General features: G+C 50.0%; 19 protein-coding genes. 12 read left to right on the top strand and 7 right to left on the bottom strand.

Annotated features, from left to right (window positions below; genetic code table 11):
- Positions 1-274 precede the first annotated feature (274 nt).
- Complete coding sequence (locus LEPBO_RS0131995) at positions 275-1,039, top strand: DDE-type integrase/transposase/recombinase (protein ID WP_017291681.1); 765 nt, start codon at positions 275-277, stop codon at positions 1,037-1,039.
- Positions 1,040-1,114: 75 nt separating this feature from the next.
- On the opposite strand, the gene LEPBO_RS44180 is transcribed toward LEPBO_RS0131995, so the two are convergent.
- Positions 1,115-1,540: an ISL3 family transposase gene (locus LEPBO_RS44180; protein ID WP_017291680.1), complete on the bottom strand. Its 426-nt coding sequence runs from the start codon at positions 1,538-1,540 to the stop codon at positions 1,115-1,117.
- Between the two features lie 57 nt (positions 1,541-1,597).
- Positions 1,598-2,839, bottom strand: a complete 1,242-nt coding sequence (locus tag LEPBO_RS39045) for an ISL3 family transposase (RefSeq protein WP_017291679.1) — start codon at positions 2,837-2,839, stop codon at positions 1,598-1,600.
- A gap of 32 nt (positions 2,840-2,871) precedes the next feature.
- Here LEPBO_RS39045 and LEPBO_RS0131985 point away from each other — a divergent pair, with 32 nt between their 5' ends.
- Entirely contained in the window at positions 2,872-3,177 is a 306-nt protein-coding gene (locus LEPBO_RS0131985; RefSeq protein WP_017291678.1) for a transposase family protein, read from the top strand.
- 22 nt (positions 3,178-3,199) lie between these two features.
- Entirely contained in the window at positions 3,200-4,489 is a 1,290-nt protein-coding gene (locus LEPBO_RS39040; protein ID WP_017291677.1) for a hybrid sensor histidine kinase/response regulator, read from the top strand.
- On the opposite strand, the gene LEPBO_RS45170 is transcribed toward LEPBO_RS39040, so the two are convergent.
- Genes LEPBO_RS45170 through LEPBO_RS45160 form a run of 3 tightly spaced genes read right to left on the bottom strand, consistent with a single transcriptional unit; the run spans position 4,450 to position 5,812 of the window.
- The gene (locus LEPBO_RS45170; RefSeq protein WP_199323938.1) at positions 4,450-5,073 is read right to left on the bottom strand and encodes a sensor histidine kinase; all 624 of its coding nucleotides are present in this window, start codon (positions 5,071-5,073) and stop codon (positions 4,450-4,452) included. The genes LEPBO_RS39040 and LEPBO_RS45170 overlap by 40 nt on opposite strands.
- Positions 5,009-5,533 carry a hypothetical protein gene (locus LEPBO_RS45165; RefSeq protein ID WP_199323937.1) on the bottom strand — a complete coding sequence of 175 codons (525 nt, stop codon included), beginning with the start codon at positions 5,531-5,533 and terminating at the stop codon, positions 5,009-5,011. Before LEPBO_RS45165 ends, LEPBO_RS45170 begins: the two co-directional genes overlap by 65 nt.
- Positions 5,534-5,593: 60 nt before the next feature.
- Positions 5,594-5,812: a hypothetical protein gene (locus LEPBO_RS45160; RefSeq protein WP_199326397.1), complete on the bottom strand. Its 219-nt coding sequence runs from the start codon at positions 5,810-5,812 to the stop codon at positions 5,594-5,596.
- Positions 5,813-6,033: 221 nt separating this feature from the next.
- On the opposite strand from LEPBO_RS45160, the gene LEPBO_RS0131965 reads away from it, so the two are divergent.
- Complete coding sequence (locus LEPBO_RS0131965) at positions 6,034-6,933, top strand: transposase family protein (RefSeq protein WP_017291676.1); 900 nt, start codon at positions 6,034-6,036, stop codon at positions 6,931-6,933.
- Positions 6,934-6,964: 31 nt separating this feature from the next.
- On the opposite strand, the gene LEPBO_RS39030 is transcribed toward LEPBO_RS0131965, so the two are convergent.
- Positions 6,965-7,297 carry a response regulator gene (locus LEPBO_RS39030; RefSeq protein ID WP_017291675.1) on the bottom strand — a complete coding sequence of 111 codons (333 nt, stop codon included), beginning with the start codon at positions 7,295-7,297 and terminating at the stop codon, positions 6,965-6,967.
- Positions 7,298-7,466: 169 nt separating this feature from the next.
- Here LEPBO_RS39030 and LEPBO_RS45495 point away from each other — a divergent pair, with 169 nt between their 5' ends.
- The 8 genes from LEPBO_RS45495 (at position 7,467) to LEPBO_RS0131920 (ending at position 22,458) form a co-directional block, all read left to right on the top strand.
- Entirely contained in the window at positions 7,467-7,589 is a 123-nt protein-coding gene (locus tag LEPBO_RS45495) for a helix-turn-helix domain-containing protein (RefSeq protein ID WP_199323936.1), read from the top strand.
- Between the two features lie 236 nt (positions 7,590-7,825).
- Complete coding sequence (locus LEPBO_RS0131950) at positions 7,826-8,158, top strand: hypothetical protein (protein ID WP_017291673.1); 333 nt, start codon at positions 7,826-7,828, stop codon at positions 8,156-8,158.
- Positions 8,159-8,286: 128 nt separating this feature from the next.
- Positions 8,287-9,423: an IS110 family transposase gene (locus LEPBO_RS39025; protein ID WP_225903987.1), complete on the top strand. Its 1,137-nt coding sequence runs from the start codon at positions 8,287-8,289 to the stop codon at positions 9,421-9,423.
- Positions 9,424-9,725: 302 nt separating this feature from the next.
- On the top strand, positions 9,726-11,882 hold the full coding sequence (locus LEPBO_RS0131940; RefSeq protein WP_144056423.1) for a PAS domain-containing hybrid sensor histidine kinase/response regulator: 2,157 nt from the start codon (positions 9,726-9,728) through the stop codon (positions 11,880-11,882).
- On the top strand, positions 11,872-14,739 hold the full coding sequence (locus LEPBO_RS39020; RefSeq protein ID WP_017291670.1) for a hybrid sensor histidine kinase/response regulator: 2,868 nt from the start codon (positions 11,872-11,874) through the stop codon (positions 14,737-14,739). The genes LEPBO_RS0131940 and LEPBO_RS39020 overlap by 11 nt, the downstream gene beginning before the upstream one ends.
- Positions 14,740-14,793: 54 nt before the next feature.
- Complete coding sequence (locus tag LEPBO_RS0131930; RefSeq protein WP_017291669.1) at positions 14,794-18,045, top strand: PAS domain-containing hybrid sensor histidine kinase/response regulator; 3,252 nt, start codon at positions 14,794-14,796, stop codon at positions 18,043-18,045.
- A 54-nt stretch (positions 18,046-18,099) separates the two neighbouring features.
- On the top strand, positions 18,100-21,822 hold the full coding sequence (locus tag LEPBO_RS0131925) for a GAF domain-containing protein (protein WP_017291668.1): 3,723 nt from the start codon (positions 18,100-18,102) through the stop codon (positions 21,820-21,822).
- Positions 21,823-21,909: 87 nt separating this feature from the next.
- A complete protein-coding gene (locus LEPBO_RS0131920; protein WP_017291667.1) occupies positions 21,910-22,458 on the top strand; it encodes a CHASE3 domain-containing protein in 549 nt (182 codons plus the stop codon).
- On the opposite strand, the gene LEPBO_RS0131915 is transcribed toward LEPBO_RS0131920, so the two are convergent.
- Positions 22,446-24,035: hypothetical protein (locus LEPBO_RS0131915; RefSeq protein ID WP_017291666.1), on the bottom strand; the 1,590-nt coding region annotated here is incomplete at its 5' end. The two genes, LEPBO_RS0131920 and LEPBO_RS0131915, sit on opposite strands and share 13 nt — an antisense overlap.

The following is a 24,035-nucleotide window of genomic DNA, read 5'->3' as shown; positions in this document are numbered from 1 at the left end:
TTGAGTCTCCTTGCACGAATCACTGTGTTCGTGTCTTTGAGACTCTTTCTTAGATTCCTGGAACTGTCAAACTCTGGGAGTCCCCCAGCCGAGCTGGGGGTTTACCGAATTAATTATTTTTCGTAAATTTCTGGAATAGGTTGTCTCAGATTAAATTACGTTTTTTGCGGAAAGTTACGAACGGAGAAATTGTGTAAAGCGAGAACAGAAGCGACCTTGGACGGGTGTAGAGTAACAGCGTCGAATCTCAGATTAAATTTCGCAGCAGTAGGGCATGACGATCGAGGAAGCTGAGCCAGTACCCGTTCCAGACAACGCAGGCGTCAAAGTGCGATCGCGGTCGTTGACGCTCGCTGAGCAAGAGCGCGTCAAATCGATGCAGCGGTTGGCAAATGCGCCGGATCGCCCAACTTATCTCGCGCTTCAGCAAGAGGTTGCCCAGCAATTGAACATGACGGTGCGAAACGTGCAGCTTTTGATGAAAGCGTGGCAAACCAAAGGAGTCGATGGCGTTGTGCGACAAGAGCGATCGGATCGGGGAGAGCGGCGACTCGACGAAGATTGGAGCGATTACATTCTGGAAACGTATCGGGCTGGGAATCGGGGTGGACGCAGAATGAGCCGTGCCCAAGTTGCCGTTCGAGTGGCAGCACGGGCATTAGAAATCGGCGATAGTCATCCATCGAGCCGAGCGAGTGTGTATCGCGTTCTGCAAAGTGAGATGGATCGACAAGAGGAGCGATCGCGCTCCCGTTCCATTGGCTGGAGTGGCGAAACCTTGCTCCTGAAAACCCGTGAAGGCTTAGAAGTCGAAGTCAAAGAAAGTAATCAAGTGTGGCAATGTGACCACACGCGGGCGGACTTATTGGTTGTGGATCAAATGGGAGAAGTGTTAGGACGACCGTGGCTAACGACGATCGTGGATACACATTCTCGTTGCATCATCGGCATTAATTTAGGAATGGAAGCACCGAGCGCCGTCGTCTATGCCGCGTCAACTACCGGAACTTGTCCACTTTTGGTGAAGCAAGCGAGCTAGACACTGTGGTATCTGATTGTTGTCAGTCTACTTGAAGGTTCGTAGCAACTTCTTATGATAGGCTTACCAGATAGCTCAATTTGCTACTAGAAACCGTCGCCTCAGCAGTTCGATTCCAGCCCGACCATACATTTGCCGCTTCAGAAGCTTTAATCGATTGATTTGCCCTTCTACTTGACCATTGCTCGCACTAAGCTTCATTGCGGCTTGAACTGCAGCAAAGTCCTCCTTCAAACCATTGGCAAAGTTGACAAAAGCAGCAATTTGGCTGTGTAATGCCTGGTCTAGCCATGCCTCAAAGTGCTCCGGTTGTTGCTCTCGAACTAATCGAGCAAACGATTGAGCTAAATCAATGGCCAGAGCAAACTGAGGAGAGGACTGTAAAGCATTAAGCAATTGCTGTTCTCTTAGAGTTTCAGGCTCAGTTTTGCGTAAAACTAACCAAGTGGCTCGATTCGCACTCAAAGGTGGATGCCAAGCAGTTGGCGGTGGGGCATTCATTAATGGCAAAGCAGGTAAAGATAGTGCTGTTGGTTCTTTGCTGGGTTCTTCGCTTGCTCACCACTTCAAGTACCGTCTCAACGTTCGGTCACTGCCTTTGTACCCTTGAGCTTGAAGTTCCGCCAACAGCCCGACGCATCGATGACCCAGTGTACAGCGTTGCAGTATATAGTCTCGATAAGGACTTGCTAGGTTCTGACCATAATCAGCCCGATGTTGATGCTCAACGTGTTTCGGTTTATTGAGGTCGCGCTGTACGGTTCGGATACTCATCTCGGTATATCGAGCAATCGCTTCAGTTGACCATCCTTGCTCAAAAAGTTGCCAAACCACATGATGTAACGCGCGACGACGTTGATAGTATGTCTTCATGGGTACATCCAAGCGCTCTAACACTGTGGATAAGGGTTCGACAGTCTCAATAGATTCTCCTTGATTGCGGCTTCGTTCAAGCTCCTCACGATTCTGATGATCTGTATGAGTAGACGTAATGTGTCGCAAGTCACTGTTGTGGCTCCTAAAAACTTGCTCTAACACCTCAGCCAAGTTATGAATCAGGTGAAAGCGGTCTGCAACTTGAATCGCATTCGGCGCACCTTGACTCATCCCGCTTTTGTACACCGGGGAACGGTCACGGGACAGGACTTCAACTCCAGGCTGCTGTCTCAGCCATTCTGCAAGCAGGCTCGCATCCCGCCCTTTGAGTAGCGCAATCGGCTTTCGTGCGTCTAAATCCACTAAAATCGTTCCGTAACTCAAGCGCTTACAAAAAGCAAAATCATCCACTCCTAAAGTTTTGGGAACTTCGTAAGCAGGCAGTGGCTGTCTGAACAGCAATCTCAGCAAGGTATTTCGGCTCACACCACAATGTATCTTTTTACTCAATTTTGTGCCTGCTGCACCCCCTAAACCCAGCGCAATCTCATACAACTGTTCGGCTAAACGCTGCGTTCGTCTTGCCCAGGGTTCCATAACATCGGGAAGACGCTCAGTAAAAATTCGCCGCTCACAGCGAGAATTCCGACAAAAGAACTTTCGCACCGTTATTTCAATTCCAATGCGGTAGTCTGCCCATGCCAGATCAGCCAGTATCAGACGATAGCGACTATGAACTTGCTTGGCTCGCTGTTCACATAATGGGCAAGGATTACTAGATTGTGTTGAACAGACGAAAATAGTAATAACGTGCTGGTCGCGATCTACCTGGTAGTCTTGAAGCTGTAGATGTTCTCGATTAGGTAATAGTTCGTTGAAAAGTTCCACATTCAAATGGAAAAAGCTGTTATTCCATTTTGACATCTAATTCACCAAAAGTGGACAAGTTCCGGTAGTTGACACTTCATACCATTCCCACTGAAGTCGCCATTGCTGTAGATTTGGGGTTTCAAGGGCTACAGAATCAGTACGACAACATCAAAATCGGGCACAAGAAGCCAAAAAAGCAGGCGTTGACTGAGCAACAGAAACAGGAAAATCGGGAGTTGAGTCAGCATCGGGTCAAATGTGAACACGCTTTTGCGGGAATAAAGCGATACAATGCCGTGAGCCACGTTTACCGCAATCATGTCGCCGATTTTGATGATCGTTTAATGTTGACTGCAGCAGGTTTGTGGAACTTTTACTTGATTGCTGCTTAAATCTCAAGTTATCCAGTTCGTTATGATGCTGTTCAAACTTCGCTTTTATTTCGCAAGAGGTCTATTTAAGAAAAATCTCGAAGTCCAACAGCAAGCGGCCCAATTAATTGCTAAAACTGCCGAAATCATCCGCGCTCAAGCGGCTCGTCAACAAGCGGAAAATGCGAACCGTCTGAAAGATGAATTTCTCGCGATCGTCTCTCACGAACTCCGAACACCGCTCAACTCGATTCTCGGCTGGTCCCAACTCTTGCTCGATCGTGAGTTTGATCCAGCGACGACCCGACGAGCATTAGAAACAATCAATCGGAATGCCCAAGCACAAGCGCAACTGATCGAAGATATTCTTGATGTCTCTAGATTGATGCGCGGCAAAGTTGAACTCTCGATTCATCCGATCGATCTCGCTTCATTCCTTGATGCAACGGTGGAGTCCGTCCGTCCCCAAGCTGATGCTAAATCGATTCAGCTCTCGATGCACCTTGATCCCACGATTGGGAAAATTGAAGCAGATCCGGTACGATTGCGCCAGATTATCTGGAATTTGCTCACGAATTCGATCAAGTTCACTCCAGAAGGCGGACAGGTCGAATTGCAAGTGATGCCCGCGAATAGCCGGATTGAACTACAAATCCGCGATACGGGAATTGGCATTGACCCCACATTTCTACCCCACATTTTTGATCACTTCCGGCAAGCCGATAGTTCTTCAACTCGTGCCCACGGCGGACTGGGATTGGGACTCGCAATCGTGCGTCAGTTAGTTGAACTGCACAATGGCAAAATCGAGGCGCACAGCCAAGGATGCAATCAAGGAACAACCTTTAGAGTGCATCTACCGATTTCCAATTGGCATCCAGAAACGATCGCTGATTCGGCACCCAACGTAATGGCAGCGACTACAGTGGAGGAAATCCCCTCTCTCGAACAGCTTCAAATTCTCGTGGTCGAAGATCATACAGACAACCGTGAGATGGTTCAGAAAGTTCTCGAAGAGGCGGGAGCGATCGTTATTGCGATGTGCTCTGCTGAAGCAGAGATCGCCGCTCTAGAACATACCCAACCCGATGTAATTGTGAGCGATATAGCCATGCCTGGAGAGGACGGTTATGACTCGATTCGGCACATTCGCGCCTCTAGAGGGCGAGACATTCCGGCGATTGCCTTGACTGCCTATGCTCGACCCGAAGACCAACGCCAAGCGCTCAATGCTGGCTTCCATAAGCACCTCTCAAAGCCGATTAATGCTCAAGAACTCGTCAGGATCATTGCTCAATTGGTGGAACGCTCTAATGGGTGCAGTGGTAAGTAAATCGTGAATTTCGCACCCTGTCCAATTGAACTGCTTGCTGTGATCGTACCTCCATGTGCTTGAATGATGCGCTGTGCGATCGCGAGTCCCAAGCCCGTACTATTGCCTTTACGGGACGGATCACCCGTATAAAACTGCTCAAAAATTCGAGGTAATGCAGTTGGCTCAATCCCCGGTCCTTGATCCTGAATCGTAATCACGACTTGTTGACCGTCTCGTGCGCCAGTAATAGAAACCTGAGAATTTTCTTTGGAATGCTTGATGGCGTTGTCCAGAATGTTTAATAAGGCTTGTAAAAGTCGTTCTGGATCGCCAACGAGTGAAACCTTTGCAACATTGAGATGCAGGGACATTTGACGAGCTTGCATTCGCGTTTCGAGCGCTCGAACGGCACGGTTGATGAGTTGCTGGAGATCAATCTGCTGCTGCTCTAACAAGGTTGCTCCGGCTTCTAATCGTCCCAAATCGAGTAAATCATGAATCAATCGGGCTAATCGTCGTGTTTCATCTTCAATCGACTCAAAAAAGCGATCGCGCAAGTGCGGTTCTTCCACGGCTCCATTTTGCAGGGCTTCTACGGTCACTTGGATATTTAATTGGGGTACGCAGTTCGTGCGAGACATTGGCGAGAAACGTCCGACGCTCTTGATCGAGTGAGGCTAACCGTTCACTCATGCGATTGAGTTCGATCGCGAGTTCATCCAATTCATTACTTTGACGAATGCTGAGTTTATCACCAAACTGACCGCTACCCAAGCGAATCGCAAAATTTCGCATCGTTTGAATCGGGATGGAAAAACTCCTCGCTAAACGATCGCTGATCACCGCACACAGCAGCATCGTTAGCAACAGAGTTCCAATGACCATCCACCATAAAAACGAAAATTGCCGCTGAAATTGCTCTAGTGTCACCGACATCCGCAACACGCCCAAAAGCTGTCCATTTCGCCGAATCGGGTGGGCAACATACAAGCGATCGTCGTTCGCTAATACCCCTTTTGCGGTTCCCTGCACCATCTGCTGATTTTGTAAAGCTTCTCGCACACCTGGAACTGCTAGCCAGTTTGTGATGCGGTAGTCTTCATAGGCAGAGGATGCCAGTAGCTAGCCTTTTGGACTCAAAACACGCACGGTTACTGTTTCGGGTTTACCATGACGTTCCATCAACTGCTGCACCCGCTGAACGTTTTCTTGCTCTAACTCATCTGCAACACTTTCACTAATGGCGGTCGTCCAATTTTCTAAATCCGTTTGTCGCATCTGCATAAAGTACGCGGAGAGCGATCGCAACAGAAACCCTGCCATCAGCGACGTTCCCAGCACCGTGAGCAGCTAGTAAGTGAGTAACAGCTTTGTGTGTAACGAATTCCACTTGATTGAACCGCATCGTTTCAACCACATTGCCCCTAATCCACAGTTGGTGATCCTTCTCCCGCCGAGCGTCGCCGCAAAACCGCTCGAATGCGTGCCAACAATTCTCGCGTGTTAAATAGAGTTGTTGGGAAATAGAGGATAATAGACAGAAATCCTGTGAATTGCATCTGATGTTGAACCTTGAACGCGCCCTAAACCAAGATCGCTTGCTTCGAGCTTTGACTGGACTGAATCGTAAAGCTTTTGATGCCCTGCTGCCGAGTTTTGAGCAAGCGTATGAGGCAAGCCGCAGTGCGGCAAAGCCAGTCCGAAAACGAGCAAAGGGCGGTGGGCGCAAAGCCAGGTTGAACAGCACAGAAGCGAAGCTGTTTTACATTTTGTTCTACTTTAAATGCTACCCGACCTTTGATTTAGCCGGGATTTTGTTTGACCTTGACCGTTCTCAGACGCATGAATGGATGCATGAACTGCAACCGATTCTCGAAACTGCATTGGGGCATGAGTTAGTGTTACCCGAACGCAAGTTACGCAGCATTGACGCTTTCATGGAGATGTTTCCAGGCGTGGAACGGGTGATGATTGATGGAACTGAGCGTCCGATTCAACGCCCTCAAGATGCAGAACAGCAGACGCAAAACTACTCCGGCAAAAAGCGTCGTCATACCCGCAAGCACCTAGCGGCAGTAGACCAAACCAAACGAGTGTTGGTGTTGAGCAAAGCCTGCGAAGGAAAGCTCCACGACAAGCGCTTTGAAGCCCAAGAAGAGATTGCGTTTCATATCCCAGATGAGATTCCCATTGAAGTCGATTTGGGGTTTCAAGGCTTGCAGTCCGAGTACACGAACATTCGCATTCCGCACAAGAAACCGAGAGGGGGTGAGTTAAGCGATGAGCAGAAACAAGAAAATCGCAGTTTGAGCCAATCGCGAGTTCTCTGTGAGAATGCGTTTGCAGGCATCAAGCGTTATGGTGCGGTGAGCGCAATCTATCGCAATCGTATAAAAGATTTTGATGACCGTTTAATGCTGACTGCTGCTGGGCTCTGGAACTTTTACTTGATGGCTGCTTAATCTGATGGCAAAAAGCAGGAATCTCACAACTCTACAACTTATTCCCCAACAACTCTAATGGCTTCGTGATGTAGTCATCGGCTCCTGCTTCGAGTCCCCACACTTTGTCGATGTCTTGATCTTTTGCGGTCAGCATCACAATGGGAACATCGGAAAAGGCTCGGATGCGCCAACACACCTCCATGCCGCCTACCTCCGGTAGCATCAGATCCAGCAAGATCACATCCGGCACTTGCTTGTGAAATAGTTTCAATGCAGCAGCAACGTCCGCTGCGGTTGTGACTTCATAGCCCTCTTTCTGCAAAGCGTAACTCAGGCTATCCCGCAGAGGGGCTTCATCATCAACCAGTAAGACATGAGGCATGATTCGCAACTTAGGCAGCCCGCTATAGAGTATGTCCCTCGTGTCTATTTTCATACCTCCCACCTGAGGAATAGTTTGCCATCATCCCGAATTGCAAAATCTGCCTCTAGTCGGGTTCCTCAGTATCCCTTGTGCCCTATTCTTCCTCCTAAAGGAGAAGAAAAAGACAATGCCAATCACGAAATTATCAAATACTGCAACGTTAATCCGTGACCTGCGACAGCGACTCAACCTATCTCAGGAGAGTTTTGCAGCTCGGCTAGGGGTTTCGTTCAAAACCGTTAATCACTGAGAGAATGGGCACACTACACCTTTACCGATGGCGTTGAAGCTGATCGCAGAATTGGTACGACAAATCGATCACCCTGGCATCGCGCTACTGAAACCGTATTTTCTAGAGGAAAACTCACCCATATACCCCAGTACTAATAGAAACCGAGATAACCTCCAATCCAATGAGATTAAGCCAGTTGGCTGGAAGGAAAGTAGGAATTTATGATTTCAGTTGAGTGAAGTCCGTCACCCTCTATGAATAAACTGCTTTCCCTTAACCCGATGGTCATCAATGATTTACGTCTGCTCGATCTTGTTCCCGTGGCAACCTACGTCTGCGATCGTAGGGGGCAAATTCAATCCTTCAATCAGGCTGCCATCGAAGTATGGGGGCAAGTTCCTAACGCAAAGGCGACCGATGAGGCATTTCATCACGCCTTCAACTTATTGAACTTCAATGGTCAATCGGTTTTATGGGTAGACAAGGGCAGTACCGAAGAGATCAGAATTGCCCTGAGAATAGGCAAGGTCAGTGACGACTATGCAACGGGCGACAGCCAGATGACTTCTAACATATTGTCGCACTGACCTCGCTTCCTAGTCCTCAATGAACGAATCCTCAGGGACAGATTTTTATGTCTGCCATAATACTTTCGCCTGAAGACTGGGATTGAAACCAAGTTCATGATGACACATTCCTTCGGAGGTGGACTCAGATGACTGACATGCCTTATGTGGCTTTGATTGGTTTAGATTGGGCAGACCAAAAGCACGATGTGTGTTTGTATGATTGTGCGGCTCAAACTCAAGAACATTGCGTGATTGGCGCTCGACCAGAAGCGATTGAAGCCTGGGCAATGCAATTGCGGGTGCGCTATGGAGGACAACCGATTGCTGTTTGCCTGGAACAGAAACGAGGACCGTTGATCTATGCATTGTGTAAGTACGAGTTCCTTGTCCTCTATCCCGTCAATCCTCAAACCGTCTCTAAGTATCGTCAAGTCTTTACTCCGAGTCGTGCAAAGGATGATCCGACGGATGCAGCACTGCAGGTTGAACTTCTTCGGAAACACCGGGATAAACTGACGGTTTGGCAACCTGCCAGCCCAATGCTCAGAAAACTGCAAGCACTCGTCGAATGGCGACGCACGCTGATTGAAGATATTGGACGCACGACCAATCGTCTCGTCGATGTGCTCAAAGGATACTTTCCTCAAGCGATTGACTGTTTCGAGCATCGCGATACGATGGTGTTCTGTGACTTTCTCACACAATGGTCAACTTTGAGTGCGGTGCAGCAAGTCAGCGATGAACAGTTGCAGCAGTTTTTCTGTGAGCATCATTCTCGCTACAAAGACTGCAATGCTCGTCGAATTGAGTGTTTACGCAACGGTATTCCACTCACGCAAGATTCGGCGATCGTCGAATCGTCTCAACTCATGGTGCAAGCCTTGGTCAGCCAACTTCGTAGCTTGCTCACATCGGTGCGTCAGTTTGAAGCCCAAATAGATCGCGAATTCAATCAACTGCCTGATGCTGCGATCTTTGCGGCGCTCCCTCATGCTGGAACTAACCTCGCGCCACGATTGCTGCTGGCGTTTGGAGAAGATCGCACTCGTTATCAAACTGCCCAAGACTTGTTGCAGTATGCAGGCATTGCTCCGGTAACCGAACGCAGTGGGAAAAAGTGTTGGATACATTGGCGTTGGGGAGCACCGAGATTCTTACGCCAAACCTTCATTGAGTGGGCGAATGAATCGCGCAAAGCGTCCCTCTGGGGCAAAGGCATTCTATCAAGCTCAGAAACAAGCTGGAAAGACGCATCAAGCTGCAATTCGAGCACTGGCGTTTAAGTGGATTCGGATTCTATTTCGTTGCTGGCAAGACCGAGTTCCGTATGATGAAGCCAAGTACCTCCTGGCATTGCACCAAAAAGGGTCACCCTTAGCACAGCAAATTCTTTCACAAGCATGAACGCGACATTTGTCATGGTGTGAATGTAGGAATGAAACTCAATGTAATTTAGATTTTCGATTCTAAACTTACTGAAGTTATCAGATTGAGAATCGATAGAATTGTGATGTCTAGAATGAATCTAACAATGATGGTAGAAGCACTTTTTCACATTCTTACTTGACTTAGAGAAGCTCAGGGAATATGTTATGCTGACACACCGATCGCTGAAGTGTTAAGGACAGGCAAAGCAGTGAAGAACAGGGCACTTCTCATTCAACGAGCAGATGGCTCTGAGGTTGCTGTTTTAATTAACGCTGTACCGATTGTGGACAATCAAACACTAGTCGGCGCGATCGCAAGTTTACAGGATATTACGGAACAGCATCGCACCGAACGGTTGCTTCAGAGCGTTTTGGACAATACACCAGGGGTTATTTATATCAAAGACCAGGAAGGACGACTCTTGATGGTCAACCGTCATTTTGCTCAATTGGCAGGTCGCTCAGTCGAAGAAATTGTGGGAAAGCGCGATCGAGAAATTTTTTCCGACCCAAACTTGGAGGAGATTTTAGAGAACGATCGCCGGATATTAGCGGAAAACAAGCTGGTGCAACTAGAGGAATCGCTGGATCTCCCTGATGGTCGTCACACCTTTCTCTCGATTAAACTCCCTGCTGAAGATGTCGGCTTTCCGGGTAAAGTCCTGTGTGGGTTTACGACGGATATCACTGATCGTAAACGAGCCGAGTCCGCCTTACACCAAAGCGAGGAGCGATTGCGGATTGCTCAACAGGCAGCCAAAGCGGGTGTATGGAATTGGGATATTGTGACGAATCAGGTCACTTGGTCAGCAGAATATTATCAACTCTATGGACTTGATCCGGCAACAACTCAGCCCTCCTACGACAATTGGTTGGACTCGATTGTGGAACAAGACCGCGATCGCGCCGATCGCATTGCCCGTGAGTCTCTAGAACACCAGAGCGATCTCAATGTCGAGTTTCGCGTTCACCACCCCATCCACGGCGCACGCTGGATCACAGCGATCGGTCAAACCTTCTATGATGCAGATCATCAGCCGATCCGGATGACTGGGATTGCGCTAGATATTACCGAGCGCAAACAGGCTGAAGCCGAGCGCGAACACCTGCTACGACGGGAACAAGCCGCACGAGCAGAAGCCCAAGCTGCCAACCGCATTAAAGATGAATTTTTAGCGGTGCTGTCTCACGAGTTGCGAACGCCGCTGAATCCGATTTTGGGCTGGTCAAAACTGCTGCAAAGCGGCAAACTGAATCAGGCTAGGACGCTGGAAGCCTTAACCACGATCGAACGCAATGCGAAATTGCAGGCTGAACTGATTGAAGATCTATTCGATGTTTCGCGGATTCTGCAAGGTAAACTGAGCCTGAACATGGTTCCCGTCGATTTAGCTGCGACGATTCGAGCCGCAATGGAAACGGTGCGGTTGGCGGCTGAGGCGAAGTCAATTCAGATTCAGACAGAGCTTGATACTTCAGTTAGAAAAATTCTAGGGGGTTCCGCCCGCCTTCAGCAAGTGGTTTGGAATTTGCTCTCCAACGCGGTCAAATTCACACCGACTGAGGGACGAGTCAATATCCGGCTAGAGAACCTTGGCGATCAAGCTCAGATGATCATCCGAGACACGGGCAAGGGCATTGCTCCAGATTTCCTGCCCTATGTGTTTGACTACTTTCGCCAGGAGGACGGTGCAACAACTCGCAAGTTTGGCGGACTGGGATTAGGACTCGCAATCGTCCGTCACTTAGTGGAACTGCACGGCGGTACGATTCGAGCAGAGAGCGAGGGAGAAGGACGGGGAGCAACCTTTATCGTTCGGCTACCGCTGATGCCAACCCAAGCAGAGACAGACACAGAGAGTTTAGAGCCTGATCTAACCCTGGGTTTAGATGGGATTAGGGTTTTAGTAGTCGAGGATGAGACGGATACTCGCGAATTGATTGCCTTTCTCTTAGAGCAGGCTGGGGCACAAGTGTTAGCGGTTGCTTCTGGCTTTGAAGGGTTGGCAGTTTTCACTCAATCCAAACCTGATCTTCTGTTGAGCGATATTGGAATGCCAGACATGGATGGCTATATGTTGCTCCAGCAGATCAGAGCCTTACCCGCAGAGCAAGGCGGAAAGATTCCCGCGATCGCGTTGACTGCCTACGCGGGAGAAATGAATCAGCAACAGGCAATTGCAGCCGGGTTTCAACACCATCTGGCAAAACCAGTCGAGCCAGAGGAACTAGTCAGGGTGATTGCGTCAGTAAATGCTGCAAATGCTCACCGCATGAAATCAAGTCGGGCTAAGGAGAAAAACGATGGTCACTAGGACAATCACTGCAAAACTACAGCGGTTTTTTCCAGCCCAGTTCGATCTGGAAATCCAGGCTTCGGTCTGGCGCTACAGTATTGCACTGCTGGCGGTCGCTGCTGCCCTGAGTATCACGCTGCTACTCGATCCCCTGCTGCGAGGCACTCCGGCTGCCTTGTTTTTTGTTGCAGTGATGATCAGTTCTTGGTTAGGAGGATTCGGGGCGGGCTTGTTCGCAACGCTGTTGTCTACGGTCGCTCTAAACTATTTTTTCCTTGAACCACTCTATTCGCTCGATTTAGCTAACCTAAGAGCCGTGTTCCAGTTGAGTGTGTTTGCGATCGCGGCAATCTTGATCAGTTCTTTGAATGAAGCTCAACGGAGTGCCAAGAAACGCGCCGATGCAAACCTGAAGGCTTGGCGTGACAGCGAAGCCCAATTTGCTCATCTGTCAGAGGCTAATATCATCGGCATTTTTCAGGCAGATCGGAACGGCTCGATTACCGAAGCAAACGATACTTTTCTGCAAATGTTAGGTTACACACGGGAGGATTTGCTGTCTGGGCGAATTCGTTGGAACGAGATAGTCCCCCCAGAGTATCAGGAAGCAACTCAGCGATCCGAGTGGAACCAATGTAGCCATGCCCAGCAAGAACGCTGCACGACTGACGTTTGCACTCCGTTTGAAACAGAATACATTCGTAAAGATGGTGCGCGAGTGCCCATGCTTCTGGGTTCGGTGACGCGGGACGAGCAGACCGTGATTGGCTTCGTGCTGGATCGAGGTGAATTCAAGCGCAACGAAGCAGAACGTCAGCAAGCAGAAGCCGCATTACGCGAACGAGAACAACGCCTCGACTTGGCAACAAGCGCGGCGAACCTAGGCGTATTTGAATGGAACATCCAGACCGATTATGCCGTTTGGGAAAACGCCCGGATGTACGAAATTTTCGGGCGCACTTTGGCGGAAGGCACACTGAACAAAGTCGAGTTTATCAACAACGTCATTCATCCCGAAGACCGAGAGGCGTTTGAACTGAAGTTAGCAGAAAGCATGATGCAGAACAGCTCCTTTCAGGGAGTTTGCCGCATTCGTCGGCACGATAAGGGTCAGTGGTGCTGGGCTGAGTTTAGTGGACAATTCGATTTAGCACCCGACGGTACGCCCCTTCGTTTGATTGGGGTTATCGGGGACATCAGCGATCGTAAGCAAGCTGAAGCCGAACGTGAACAATTGCTGCACCGATTGGAGACGAGCTTAGGGCAACTCGAAGCGGTGATTAACCACATGGCGGAGGGCTTAGTGGTTGCTGACCCGCAGGGCAACATTCTCACATTTAATCCAGCCGCGCTGGCGATACATGGATACGATTCGCTTGAGCAAGTCCAGCGACACTTACACAAGTTCCCTGAGACGATTGAGGTGCATGATTTGCAGGGGAGTTTCGTCCCGATGGAGCAATGGCCCATCGCCAGAGCTTTGCAGGGTGAAACGTTCTCCAATTGTGAGATCCAAGCTCATCGTCGCGACATTGGTAGAACCTTTATTGGCAACTATGGCGGCACGCCGGTTCGGGATAAGCAAGGGCAGGTGATCCTCGCGATCGTCACCCTGCGCGATGTGACTCAGCAACGACACGCCCAAGCTGAATTGGCTCGTAGTTTGGTGGCAGAACAAACGGCTCGTGAAGAAGCCGAACGAGCGAACCGCATCAAAGATGAATTTTTAGCGGTGTTGTCCCACGAACTGCGATCGCCGCTCAATCCGATTCTAGGGTGGACGAAACTGATGCAAAGCCAGAAATTTAGCCCAGAAAGAGCGGCTCAGGCACTCGCCACGATCGAACGGAATGCCAAACTGCAAGCCCAATTGATTGAAGATTTGCTCGATGTCTCGCGGATTTTGCAGGGCAAGATGGTGCTGAACATCAGTTCCGTGAATTTGGCAACGACGATCGAGGCAGCGATCGAAACCGTTCATCTAGCCGCAGAAGCGAAAAACATTGAGATTCATACAGCCCTAAACGATAATGAGAGCGTGGTTTCAGGAGATGCGGCTCGGCTCCAACAAATTGTTTGGAATTTGCTCACCAATGCCGTCAAGTTTACGCCACAAGGCGGACGGGTCGAAGTGCGCCTCGATCACTGTGACAGGTTTGCTCAGATCCAGGTTCAGGACACAGGCAAAGGCATCAGCCCTGACTTTTTACCCTATGTGTTTGACTATTTCCGTCAGGAAGATGGAGCCACGACCCGCAAATTTGGCGGACTGGGATTAGGACTCGCGCTCGTGCAGCATTTGACCGAACAGCACGGTGGAACAGTTCGCGCGGAAAGTGCCGGGGAAGGACAAGGAGCAACATTTACAGTTCGCTTGCCATTACAATCTTTCCCCTCAGCAACTGACCTAGAACGGTTCCCGACAACTTCAACGGCTGACTTACACAACGTGAACATTCTGGTGGTCGATGACGAAGCCGATACGCGCGACTTGATGCTGACGATTCTAGAAGCACAAGGGGCACAGGTCAAGGTGGTAGCCTCAGCAACGGAAGCCCTAACGATTCTGGCGCAATGGCAACCAGATGTGTTAATCAGCGATATTGGGATGCCGGAGATCGATGGCTATATGCTGATGCGCCAAGTACGACTTTTCGAGGCTTCACAACGGGAATTGCCGTCCGCCCAACCTGGAGGAAGGATTCCAGCGATTAGCGCAAAGCGCAACTGCGTAGCGATCGCACTCACTGCCTATGCCGGAGAACTTGACCAGCAACAGGCGTTGAGTGCTGGATTCCAACAACACCTTGCCAAACCGATTGAGCCAGACAAATTAATCGAAGCGATTGTCAACTTACTCGATCGCCTGCGATAACAGCTCTTGTCGCTAAATCTTCCCTAGTTCATTCCCTAACATTGAGTTCTAAAAATGCTTAACAACCAGACATCCGGTCACGATTTCTCCGAGCAGCACAATGGGCAAGCGACTGAAACTGGATCATCAGCGCTCGTTTCTGGAGATGATCGGGTTGGGATGGTGTTACAACTTGCAGACGGAAGCATTCAAGCCTGTAACACAGTAGCGGAAAAATTTTTGGGATTTACCCTGGCTCAAATGCAGGGTTGCCACTACATCGATTGCCCTTGGCAGACGATCCGTACCGATGGCTCTCCTTTTCCGGGAGATAGTCATCCCCCAATGGTGGCACTCCGAACGGGACAACCCGTGACTGGCGAAGTCATGGGAGTTTATCAACCGAATGGGGATTTGGTCTGGCTGAAGATCAACGCCCAACCGCTCTTTCAGCAAAACAACACAGTTCCTTGGGCGGTGGTCACAACCTTCGCGCCTCTGTCCGAGATTGAAATGTGCGATCGTTTTCTCAGTCAGGGAGTCCCAGCGATACTGTGGATCAATTTGCCAAAGGGCGAGTGCAGTTCTGCCAATCAGTGGTTCTATGACTACACCGGACTACCGCTTGGCAGTGCAGAAGGATGGGGTTGGACAGTTGCGCTTCACCCGGACGATCGAGACCTCGTTCACCAGGGCTGGCAGCGATCGACCCAGCAGGGACAACCGTTCGAGATGGAGTATCGCCTCCGCAGAGCCGATGGAGAGTACCGTTGGTTCCTGAGCCGCAGTTCGCCAGTTCAGGACAGCAGTGGCAGAATTCATCACTGGTTCGGCGTTGCTGTGGATATTCATGACTTCAAGTGTTCTCAGGAAGACCTCCAGCGTCGCGAAGCCATATTCCGACGATTGGTAGAAATCAGCATGTTTGGCGTAGCGATCGGGGACTTCAGCGGCAAAATGCTGTATGCCAACGATGCCCTGCTCAACCTGATTGGATACAGCCGAGAAGAACTGGAAGCAGGTCAAATTCTCTGGATTAATCTCACACCACCAGAATACTTACACCTTGATTTGCAAGCAGGGGAGGAACTCCGCCAGCACAGAGTGAGTACCCCGTTTGAAAAGGAATACTTCCACAAAGATGGACATCGCGTCCCAATTTTGATCGGTGGAGCGCTGATCGATGAACCGCATACCGAACAGGAACTGATCGTTTGTTTCTATCTAGATTTGAGCGAACTCAAGCAAACAGAAAATTCTTTGCAGGAAGCGCTAAAACGACTGAACTCCCATGTGGAGAACACCCCAATGGCGGTGATCGAATGGGATGCGAATCTGATTGTTCGACGGTGGTCGGGTGCTGTGTCTCAAATGTTTGGTTGGAAGGCAGAGGAAGTGTTGGGCACCTATATCAGTGATCTGAACCTGGTGTATGAGGACGATACTCCAATCATCACGGAAGTTTCCCAACGCATCCTATCTGGCACTGAACCTCAAATTATTTCCCAGAACCGCAACTACACCAAAGACGGCTCCATCCTTCACTGCGTCTGGTATAACTCCACGCTCACGGATGCGACTGGGCAAGTGGCCTCGGTTCTCTCCTTGGTGATGGATATCACTGAGCAGGTACAGGCAGAAGAGTTGCTGCGTCAAAGCGAAGAGCGATTTCGACTGGCGGCACGTGCGGTTGCGGGCATGGTGTATGACTGGAATGTGCAAACTGGGGAAGTTTATCGTTCTGAAGGCGTGTATGAGTTGATCGGTTTCCCTCCTGAAGCGGTTCCCCAGAACTCGGCTTGGTGGGGAGAGAAAATGCATCCAGAGGATTACCACCAAGTCGAGCAGCACTGGGCAGCGATCGTATCCGGGCAGAGCAATCACTATGATGTGGAGTATCGGATTCGTCATCGAGCGGGGCATTGGGTCAATGTCTGGGATCGGGGCTATCTCATCCGCGATCGCCAAGGTCAAGTCGTTCGGGTCGTTGGCTCTACGACCGACATTACGGCTCGTAAACAGATTGAACAGCAACGAGAACAGCTTTTGCGCCGCGAACAAGCCGCACGGGAACAAGCAGAACTCGTCAGCCGCATGAAAGATGAATTCCTCGCTGCCATTTCCCACGAACTCCGTACTCCCCTCAATCCGATTTTGGGTTGGACAAAGATGTTGCAAACGCATCAGTTTACACCAGAGAAAGTCAGCCAAGCCCTGGCGACGATCGAACACAATGCTAGATTGCAGGTGCAACTGATTGAAGACTTGCTGGATATCTCTCGAATCATGCAAGGCAAGTTGTCGCTGAATGTAACTCCCGTGCCACTGCAATCTATCATTGCTGCTGCAATAGAGACTGTACAACTCGCGGCTGACGCTAAAGCGATCGCGATCCAAACCTCTCTTGACCCAGATGTGCAACCGATTTCAGGCGATGCGGCTCGATTGCAACAGGTGATGTGGAATCTGCTCTCCAATGCGATTAAATTCACACCCACAGGAGGGCGCGTGGAGGTCGGATTGTCATGGGTTGATGCGGATAACGCTAACGAAAACGCGACACAACCGTTGTGGGTCAGCGATGATTCACCCAGCACCCATGACCCAGCACCCATGACCCAATATGCCCAAATTGTCGTCCGTGACACTGGCATTGGGATTTCGCCAGACTTTCTGCCGCAGGTGTTTGAGTATTTCCGTCAGGAAGATGGAGCTACGACCCGACGGTTTGGCGGTCTGGGATTGGGACTCGCGATCGTCAAACGGATTGTTGAACTGCATGGAGGGACAATCTGGGCAGAGAACGCCGGAATGGGACAAGGAGCCACCTTCACGATTCAGTTGCCGCTACGGAGGGAATGGGGCGATAGAGCCATGAGAAAATGGATAGACCATCATTCCACAACGCTCTCGCCTGCTCAATCGCTCACGGGTTTACAGATTTTAGTAGTGGATGATGATCCCGATTCACGGAATTATGTAGCATTTTTGCTGGAGCTGGAGCAGGCGATCGTGACCGCCGTAGATTCCGCAGCCGCAGCGTTAAGGATCTTGTCCCAGTCCCAACCAGATATCCTACTCAGTGATATTGGGATGCCTCAAATAGATGGCTATGAGTTAATGCAGCAGATTCGTTATCACCTTCGGATCAGCGAGAAACAGCTTCCAGCGATCGCGCTCACTGCCTATGCGGGGGAACTGGATCATCAGCAAGCCCTGGCTGCCGGATTTCAGCAGCATCTTACCAAACCGATCGAGCCAGAGCAATTAGTGAATGCGATCGCATCCCTTGTGGGTAAACAGCCTGACCCCCTCAAGCCAACTTAGTCAGGCAACGTATCTTCTCCGCTCACTTTCAAATTTTTCCCTGGATCGATTCCCATGACTGAAGCTCTTACTCCTGCCGCGACAGCAACTGACCTTACCCCTGCGGTTTCCCTGAATGAAGCAGAACGTTTAGAAGCACTGCGGCGCTACGATATTCTGGACACCCCCCCCGAAACTGCCTTCGATCGCATCACCTCACTAGCAGCCCGGTTATTCGATGTCCCGATCGCGCTGGTGTCGTTGATTGATGAATCGCGAGGCTGGTTTAAGTCTGCCTATGGATTCCACCTCCAGCAAGTCGATCGCGATTCAACGATTTGCAGTTTAGCGCTGTTGTCTGACAAAATTCTGGTCATTCCTGACACGCGGCAAGACGATCGCCTCGGCTGCAATCCCTTTGTCCAAAGTGAATCGGGTGTACGATTCTATGCGGGTGCGCCGTTAATCACCCATGACGGCTTTAATTTGGGAACACTTTGCTTGCTCGATTCCCAACCTCGTGAGGCACTCACCGATCAACAGGAAACAACACTGATTGATCTTGCCGCAATGGTGATCGATGAACTAGAGCTTCGGTTAGCCGCCCGCAAAGTGAAGCAAATTGATGCTGCATTACTGGAAGTTACCCAAGGCGTGTCTGCAAGAGTCGGCAGTGATTTTTTTACAGCGCTGGTGCAACATCTCACAAAAACGCTAGGGGTTGACTATACCTACATTGGGTTAGTCAGCGGCAAGGAACAAGAGAGCATTCAGACGATCGCGGTCTGTGCTAAAGGGCAAATCATTGATAACTTTGACTATTGGCTGCGAGACACTCCCTGCCGTGAAGTCCTGCAAAAACGAGAACTGTGTTGCTATCCAAATCGTGTTCAAGAGCGGTTTCCCAATGCGCCACTTTTGGAGCCTTTGAGTATAGAAAGCTATGTTGCGATTCCATTTTTTGATGCCACAGGGACACCGCTCGGATTACTCGGCGTGATGGATACGAAACCTCTAGCGGATGTCCAGCTTGCGGAATCGCTCCTAGCTATCTTTGTCCTCCGAATTACGACCGAACTAGAGCGGCAGCAGACCGAAGCAGCGCGGCAACAGACACAGCAAGATTTAGAAAATCTGATTGCACAGCGAACGATCGAGCTATCTCAAGCCAATGATCAACTTCAATTAGAAATTACAGAACGACAGCAAGCCCAAACTCTGCTGGAAAAAGAGCAAGAAGTACTCAGCATACTACTAGACACTGTGCAGGCAGGGATTGTTGCGTGCAATGCCGAAGGAATTTTGACCCTGTTTAATCAGGCAGCACGAGAATTTCATGGGTTGCCAGAACAACCGTTGCCACCGGGTCAGTGGGCAGAATGCTACGACTTATATCAGCCCGATGGTAAAACGTTACTGACACAAGACGAGATTCCATTGTTTCGGGCGTTGCAGGGAGAAACCGTACAGAATGTTGAAATGGTGATTGCCCCGAAACAGGGCACTCCGCGAACTCTGCTAGCCAGTGGACAGGCAATTGTCGATCGCCAGGGACAGAGCCAGGGAGCGGTCGTAGTCATGCATGACATCACCGAGCGTAAACAAGCCGAAGCGGAGCTACTGATCTCGGATGTTGCATTACAACAAATGCCAGATGCCATTCTGATGACTGATTTAGAAGGCAAAATTCAACGGTGGTTGGGGAATGCGGAGCAAATTTTTGGCTATACGGCAGCAGAAGCGATCGGGCGACCCGTCAATTTCCTGCATCACCCGAATATCCAACCGACAAAGTTGGCAGAAATGATTCGGATCATGGACGAAACGGGAGGATTTTTCGGGGAAGTTCCCTGTCAGCGCAAAGATGGTTCAGAGGTGGCGATCGAAACTACTGCTAGAACGGTGTACAACAAAGCCGGAAATCCTCTTTTCTTTATTGGCATTAACAAGGATATTACCGAGCGCAAACAGAACGAAGCCGAACGCGCTGAATTGTTACGGCAGCAGGTTCAAGAGCAAACGGCACGACTTGAAGCCGAAGCAGACCAGCGAAGAGCCGCGTTTCTCTCGGAAGTCAGCACGGTTCTAGCGTCTTCTTTAGATTGCGAGCACACACTAACCCAGGTGGCGAACCTTGTCGTGCCATTTTTTGCTGATTGGTGTTCAATCGACCTCGTGCAAAATCAATCTATTCACCGCATCGCTGTGGCTCATCGTAATCCGGCAAAAGTGGAATTGGGGTGGCAAATTCATCGACAGTTTCCCGTGGCAATGGATGCAGCCCAAGGAGTGCCCAAGGTACTGCGAACAGGAATGTCAGAACTCGTGGCTGAAATTTCCGATGCAGCCCTCGCTGCTGCCGTGCAGAATGAGCAACATTTGCAACTCCTGCACGAACTGGGTCTCAAGTCCTGCATTCTCTCGCCACTGGTGGCACGAGGACAAATTCTAGGCGCAATTGCTTTTGTCACCGCAGAATCCGAGCGCCGTTATGGGGAAGCGGATCTGGCGTTAGCAGAAGACATTAGCCATCGAATTGCGATCGCGATTGAAAATGCTCATCTCTATGAAGCAGAACGCACGGCTAGAAGTGCAGCAGAAGCCGCCAATCGAGTCAAGGATGAATTTCTTGCCGTGTTGTCCCACGAGTTGCGAACCCCGCTCAATCCGATTCTGGGGTGGACGAAGATACTTCTTAGCGGCAAGTTAGATGCAGCAAAAACGGCTCATGCGCTAGAAACGATCGAACGCAATGCCAAACTGCAAACCCAACTGATTGAAGATTTACTCGATGTTTCCCGAGTTCTGCAAGGCAAACTCAGCTTGAACATGACTCCGGTTGATCTGCGATCGACGATTGAAGCCGCCCTGGAAACGGTGCGGTTAGCGGCAGAGGCGAAATCGATTCAGCTTCAGACGAGTTTTGCTCCAGAACTTGGGCAAGTTTTAGGCGATGCGGCGCGGCTTCAGCAAATTGTCTGGAACCTACTCACCAATGCTGTAAAATTCACACCGAGCGGTGGAACGGTAGCTGTCCGGTTAGAAGTCGTTGAACTTTCTAGATCCCCAGTAGAAAATTCAACTCAACCCTCCTCTAGAAGCCAAAGCCGACAACGCTATGCCCAAATTCAAGTGACCGATACTGGTCGAGGTATTGACCCAAATTTTCTGCCCCATGTGTTTGAATATTTTCGGCAGGCAGATTCATCGATCACCCGTCAGTTTGGTGGCTTGGGACTCGGACTTGCAATCGTGCGTCACCTCGTCGAACTACACGGCGGAACCCTCGGCGTAGAGAGTCCTGGAGAAGATCAGGGCGCAACCTTCACCGTAAGACTGCCACTCATCCAGGACGCAGGCAAAAGTATCAAGACGGGGGCTGACCTAGATTCACTTTCCCTGTTGCCTCATCCCTTAGAAGATATTTGCGTTTTAGTCGTGGATGATGAACCGGATGCACGAGAGTTAGCCGTCTTTATTCTGGAACAAGCAGGCGCGAACGTGACTGTTGCTAGCAGTGCGATCGAGGCACTGGCAGTCTTTTTCCACAGCAAACCCGATGTGATTGTCAGTGATATTGGGATGCCGGAAATGGATGGGTATATGCTGCTGCAAAAAATTAGAGAACTGCGACCTGCACAGCAAAGTCCGGCAATCGCGCTCACTGCCTATGCAGGAGAACTAAATCATCAGCAAGCCCTAGCTGCCGGATTTCAACAGCATCTTGCTAAACCCTTAGAACCAGAGGAGTTAGTCAAAACAATTGCAAGTTTACTGACGAGGAGAAAGGTTGGCTAATTAATTTTTCCCAAAAGTATTACTTCAAAGTGTGTAAGACGATTTCTAGTGACTGCGCTGCGTTAAATTGACCCTTATGATAAGGCTATGCTGCTTGCACTCTCCCAGTCCCTATTCCGCCGGAGATTGACTCGTGCGATCGCTCTGCCGATCGTGCTATTGTTGCTGCTTTCTGGGATGTCTATTTGGCAAATCACTCGGTTGTTGTCTGCGCTGCGTTGGGTCGATCATACCAATCAAGTGATTTCCCAAGCGAACACGACTCAGAAGTTGCTACTGGACATGGAAACGGGGCTGCGAGGATATTTGCTGACAGGAAGGCAGGATTTTCTGGAACCTTACGAGCAAGCAAATGCTGAGATCGATGCCAACTTGAGTCAGTTGAGGAACCTGGTTTCAGACAATCCCAGCCAAGTCCAACGGGTGGATCAACTCGTTGTTGACTCTCAGCAATGGAAACAACAAGTTTTGACCGCGCTCGATCGCAAACAACGGGGTGAATCGGAACCCTTCAGTGCTCTAGACCGTCGAAAACAAAGCTCGGATCGAATTCGGCAGCAGCTTGCCAGATTTATTGCTACCGAGGAACAACTGCTGTTCCCACGCGATGCGCAAGGAGTGCATCATGAGCGCTGAAAACCGGGAATATGTGGGCATTTGAGAAACTCAGCAAGACTCGAAGAGATGCCAAAAAATTGGACTTTCCAATTCACCGCTTTCCCCTGCAATTGATTCCGTTTCAAGCGTTGCTCCCAACTCAAGCGGCGATGGGCGCGTTGCTGGCGAGTGAGCAAGGGTTGAGCTGAATCGATAGCTTGGCGATGAGCAGAAACTGCTTCAATCTGAATCTGATTGCGTTCTAGATTGCATTTTAGCTTTCGTCGAAACTGAGTGGCTGGAATGTCTGTCCAGATGATCGCTTGTGTGCCAACGTTCAGTGCGGAAAGGCTTTGTTTCACAATAATTTCTGGCACTTCTGCAAGGAGTGGTGGCGTTGGCAGTTTTGCACGAGTCACCCAGATCCGACGACCGCGTGTGTTGGCTGAGCGATCTGCATGACAATGCTGAATGACTGGACAGATTCGGCAAATGGTGGCTTTAATTCCAAAGACCAATTGCATATCGCCTACTCGGTTGTAGCGCACCTCTTGACGATCCATCTGATGTCCAGCAGGGCACTCAATTACTTCATCATCAATGATCTTAAAATCTTTACCAGAGTACTTATGACGGCTCTGTCCCCAGCCTGGAACGGCAACCATTGCTCCATACTTGGGAGAAGGTGCAAGTTGTGGGTTAACGGTCGGTGTGGATAGCAAAGATTGGGGAGCAATGGTCGGGGCTGAGCACTCTTGAGTTTCTAGCTGGTCTAGAGCAGGCGACCAAAGCGTTTGTCGGATTTGACGTTGGGCTTGGGACTGCCATCCTGCTTGAATGCGCCAGTTCCACACCCATTGGCTTAAGATTTGCCAGAAGCTTTGTCCTTCTGGCTGCCAGCTACACCAACGGTCGCAGTCTTGCTCTCTATCCTCTTCAGATAGCGTTTGCTCAAATCCACCTCGCCCATTGTAGAGACTGAGGACATCTGCTGCACTAAAGCAAGAGGGCGGTAATGAGGTCAGGAATAGTTCGTAGAGGTACTTACCCTCACACTTGCCGACACTGGGCTTCTGCTTGGAGAATCGAATCAATCGCACAATGATCAATCGCATCGGTTCAAGGTAGCCGCGACGAGTGGCATCCAAACATTCAATATCAAACAAATCGCGGGTGATCTCAGGACTATCAGGGTGAAGGTATTGTTGTTGAGGAGCGGTCGCGAGAATCGCTTTGACGGTTGGCTCTTTGAGCAGATGATAGTCGCGACAGCGAGTAATATACGTCATCTGGCGCTGTTGCAGAAGGGTAACATAGTTCGCACCACCATACAGCCCATCTAAGCGCAACAGCGCTGTCACGGGTGAAGTAGATCGCGCACAGTAGCGCTGAATTACGGTGCAAGATCGCTTGAGATCTTCTTTCGAGTTACAGTTCCCAGCTTCTGCAAAGTTCCCCAACCATTCACGAGTATGTGCCTGCTCAATCGTGGTACGAGTCCGAACGGCTTCCCCGCGTTTGCGTCCGGCATATCCTGGCTTGCAGGCATTTCGACTTCGACGCTTCAGCACAGGATGAGTATTTTGAGTCAGTAACACTCGATGCCGAACAGCCTT

Origin of the sequence: Leptolyngbya boryana PCC 6306, assembly GCF_000353285.1 — a bacterium.
GTDB classification, from domain to species: Bacteria; Cyanobacteriota; Cyanobacteriia; order Leptolyngbyales; family Leptolyngbyaceae; genus Leptolyngbya; species Leptolyngbya boryana.
The sequence above is the reverse complement of the archived record's forward strand: the minus strand, read 5'-3'. Positions and strand labels throughout refer to the sequence as shown.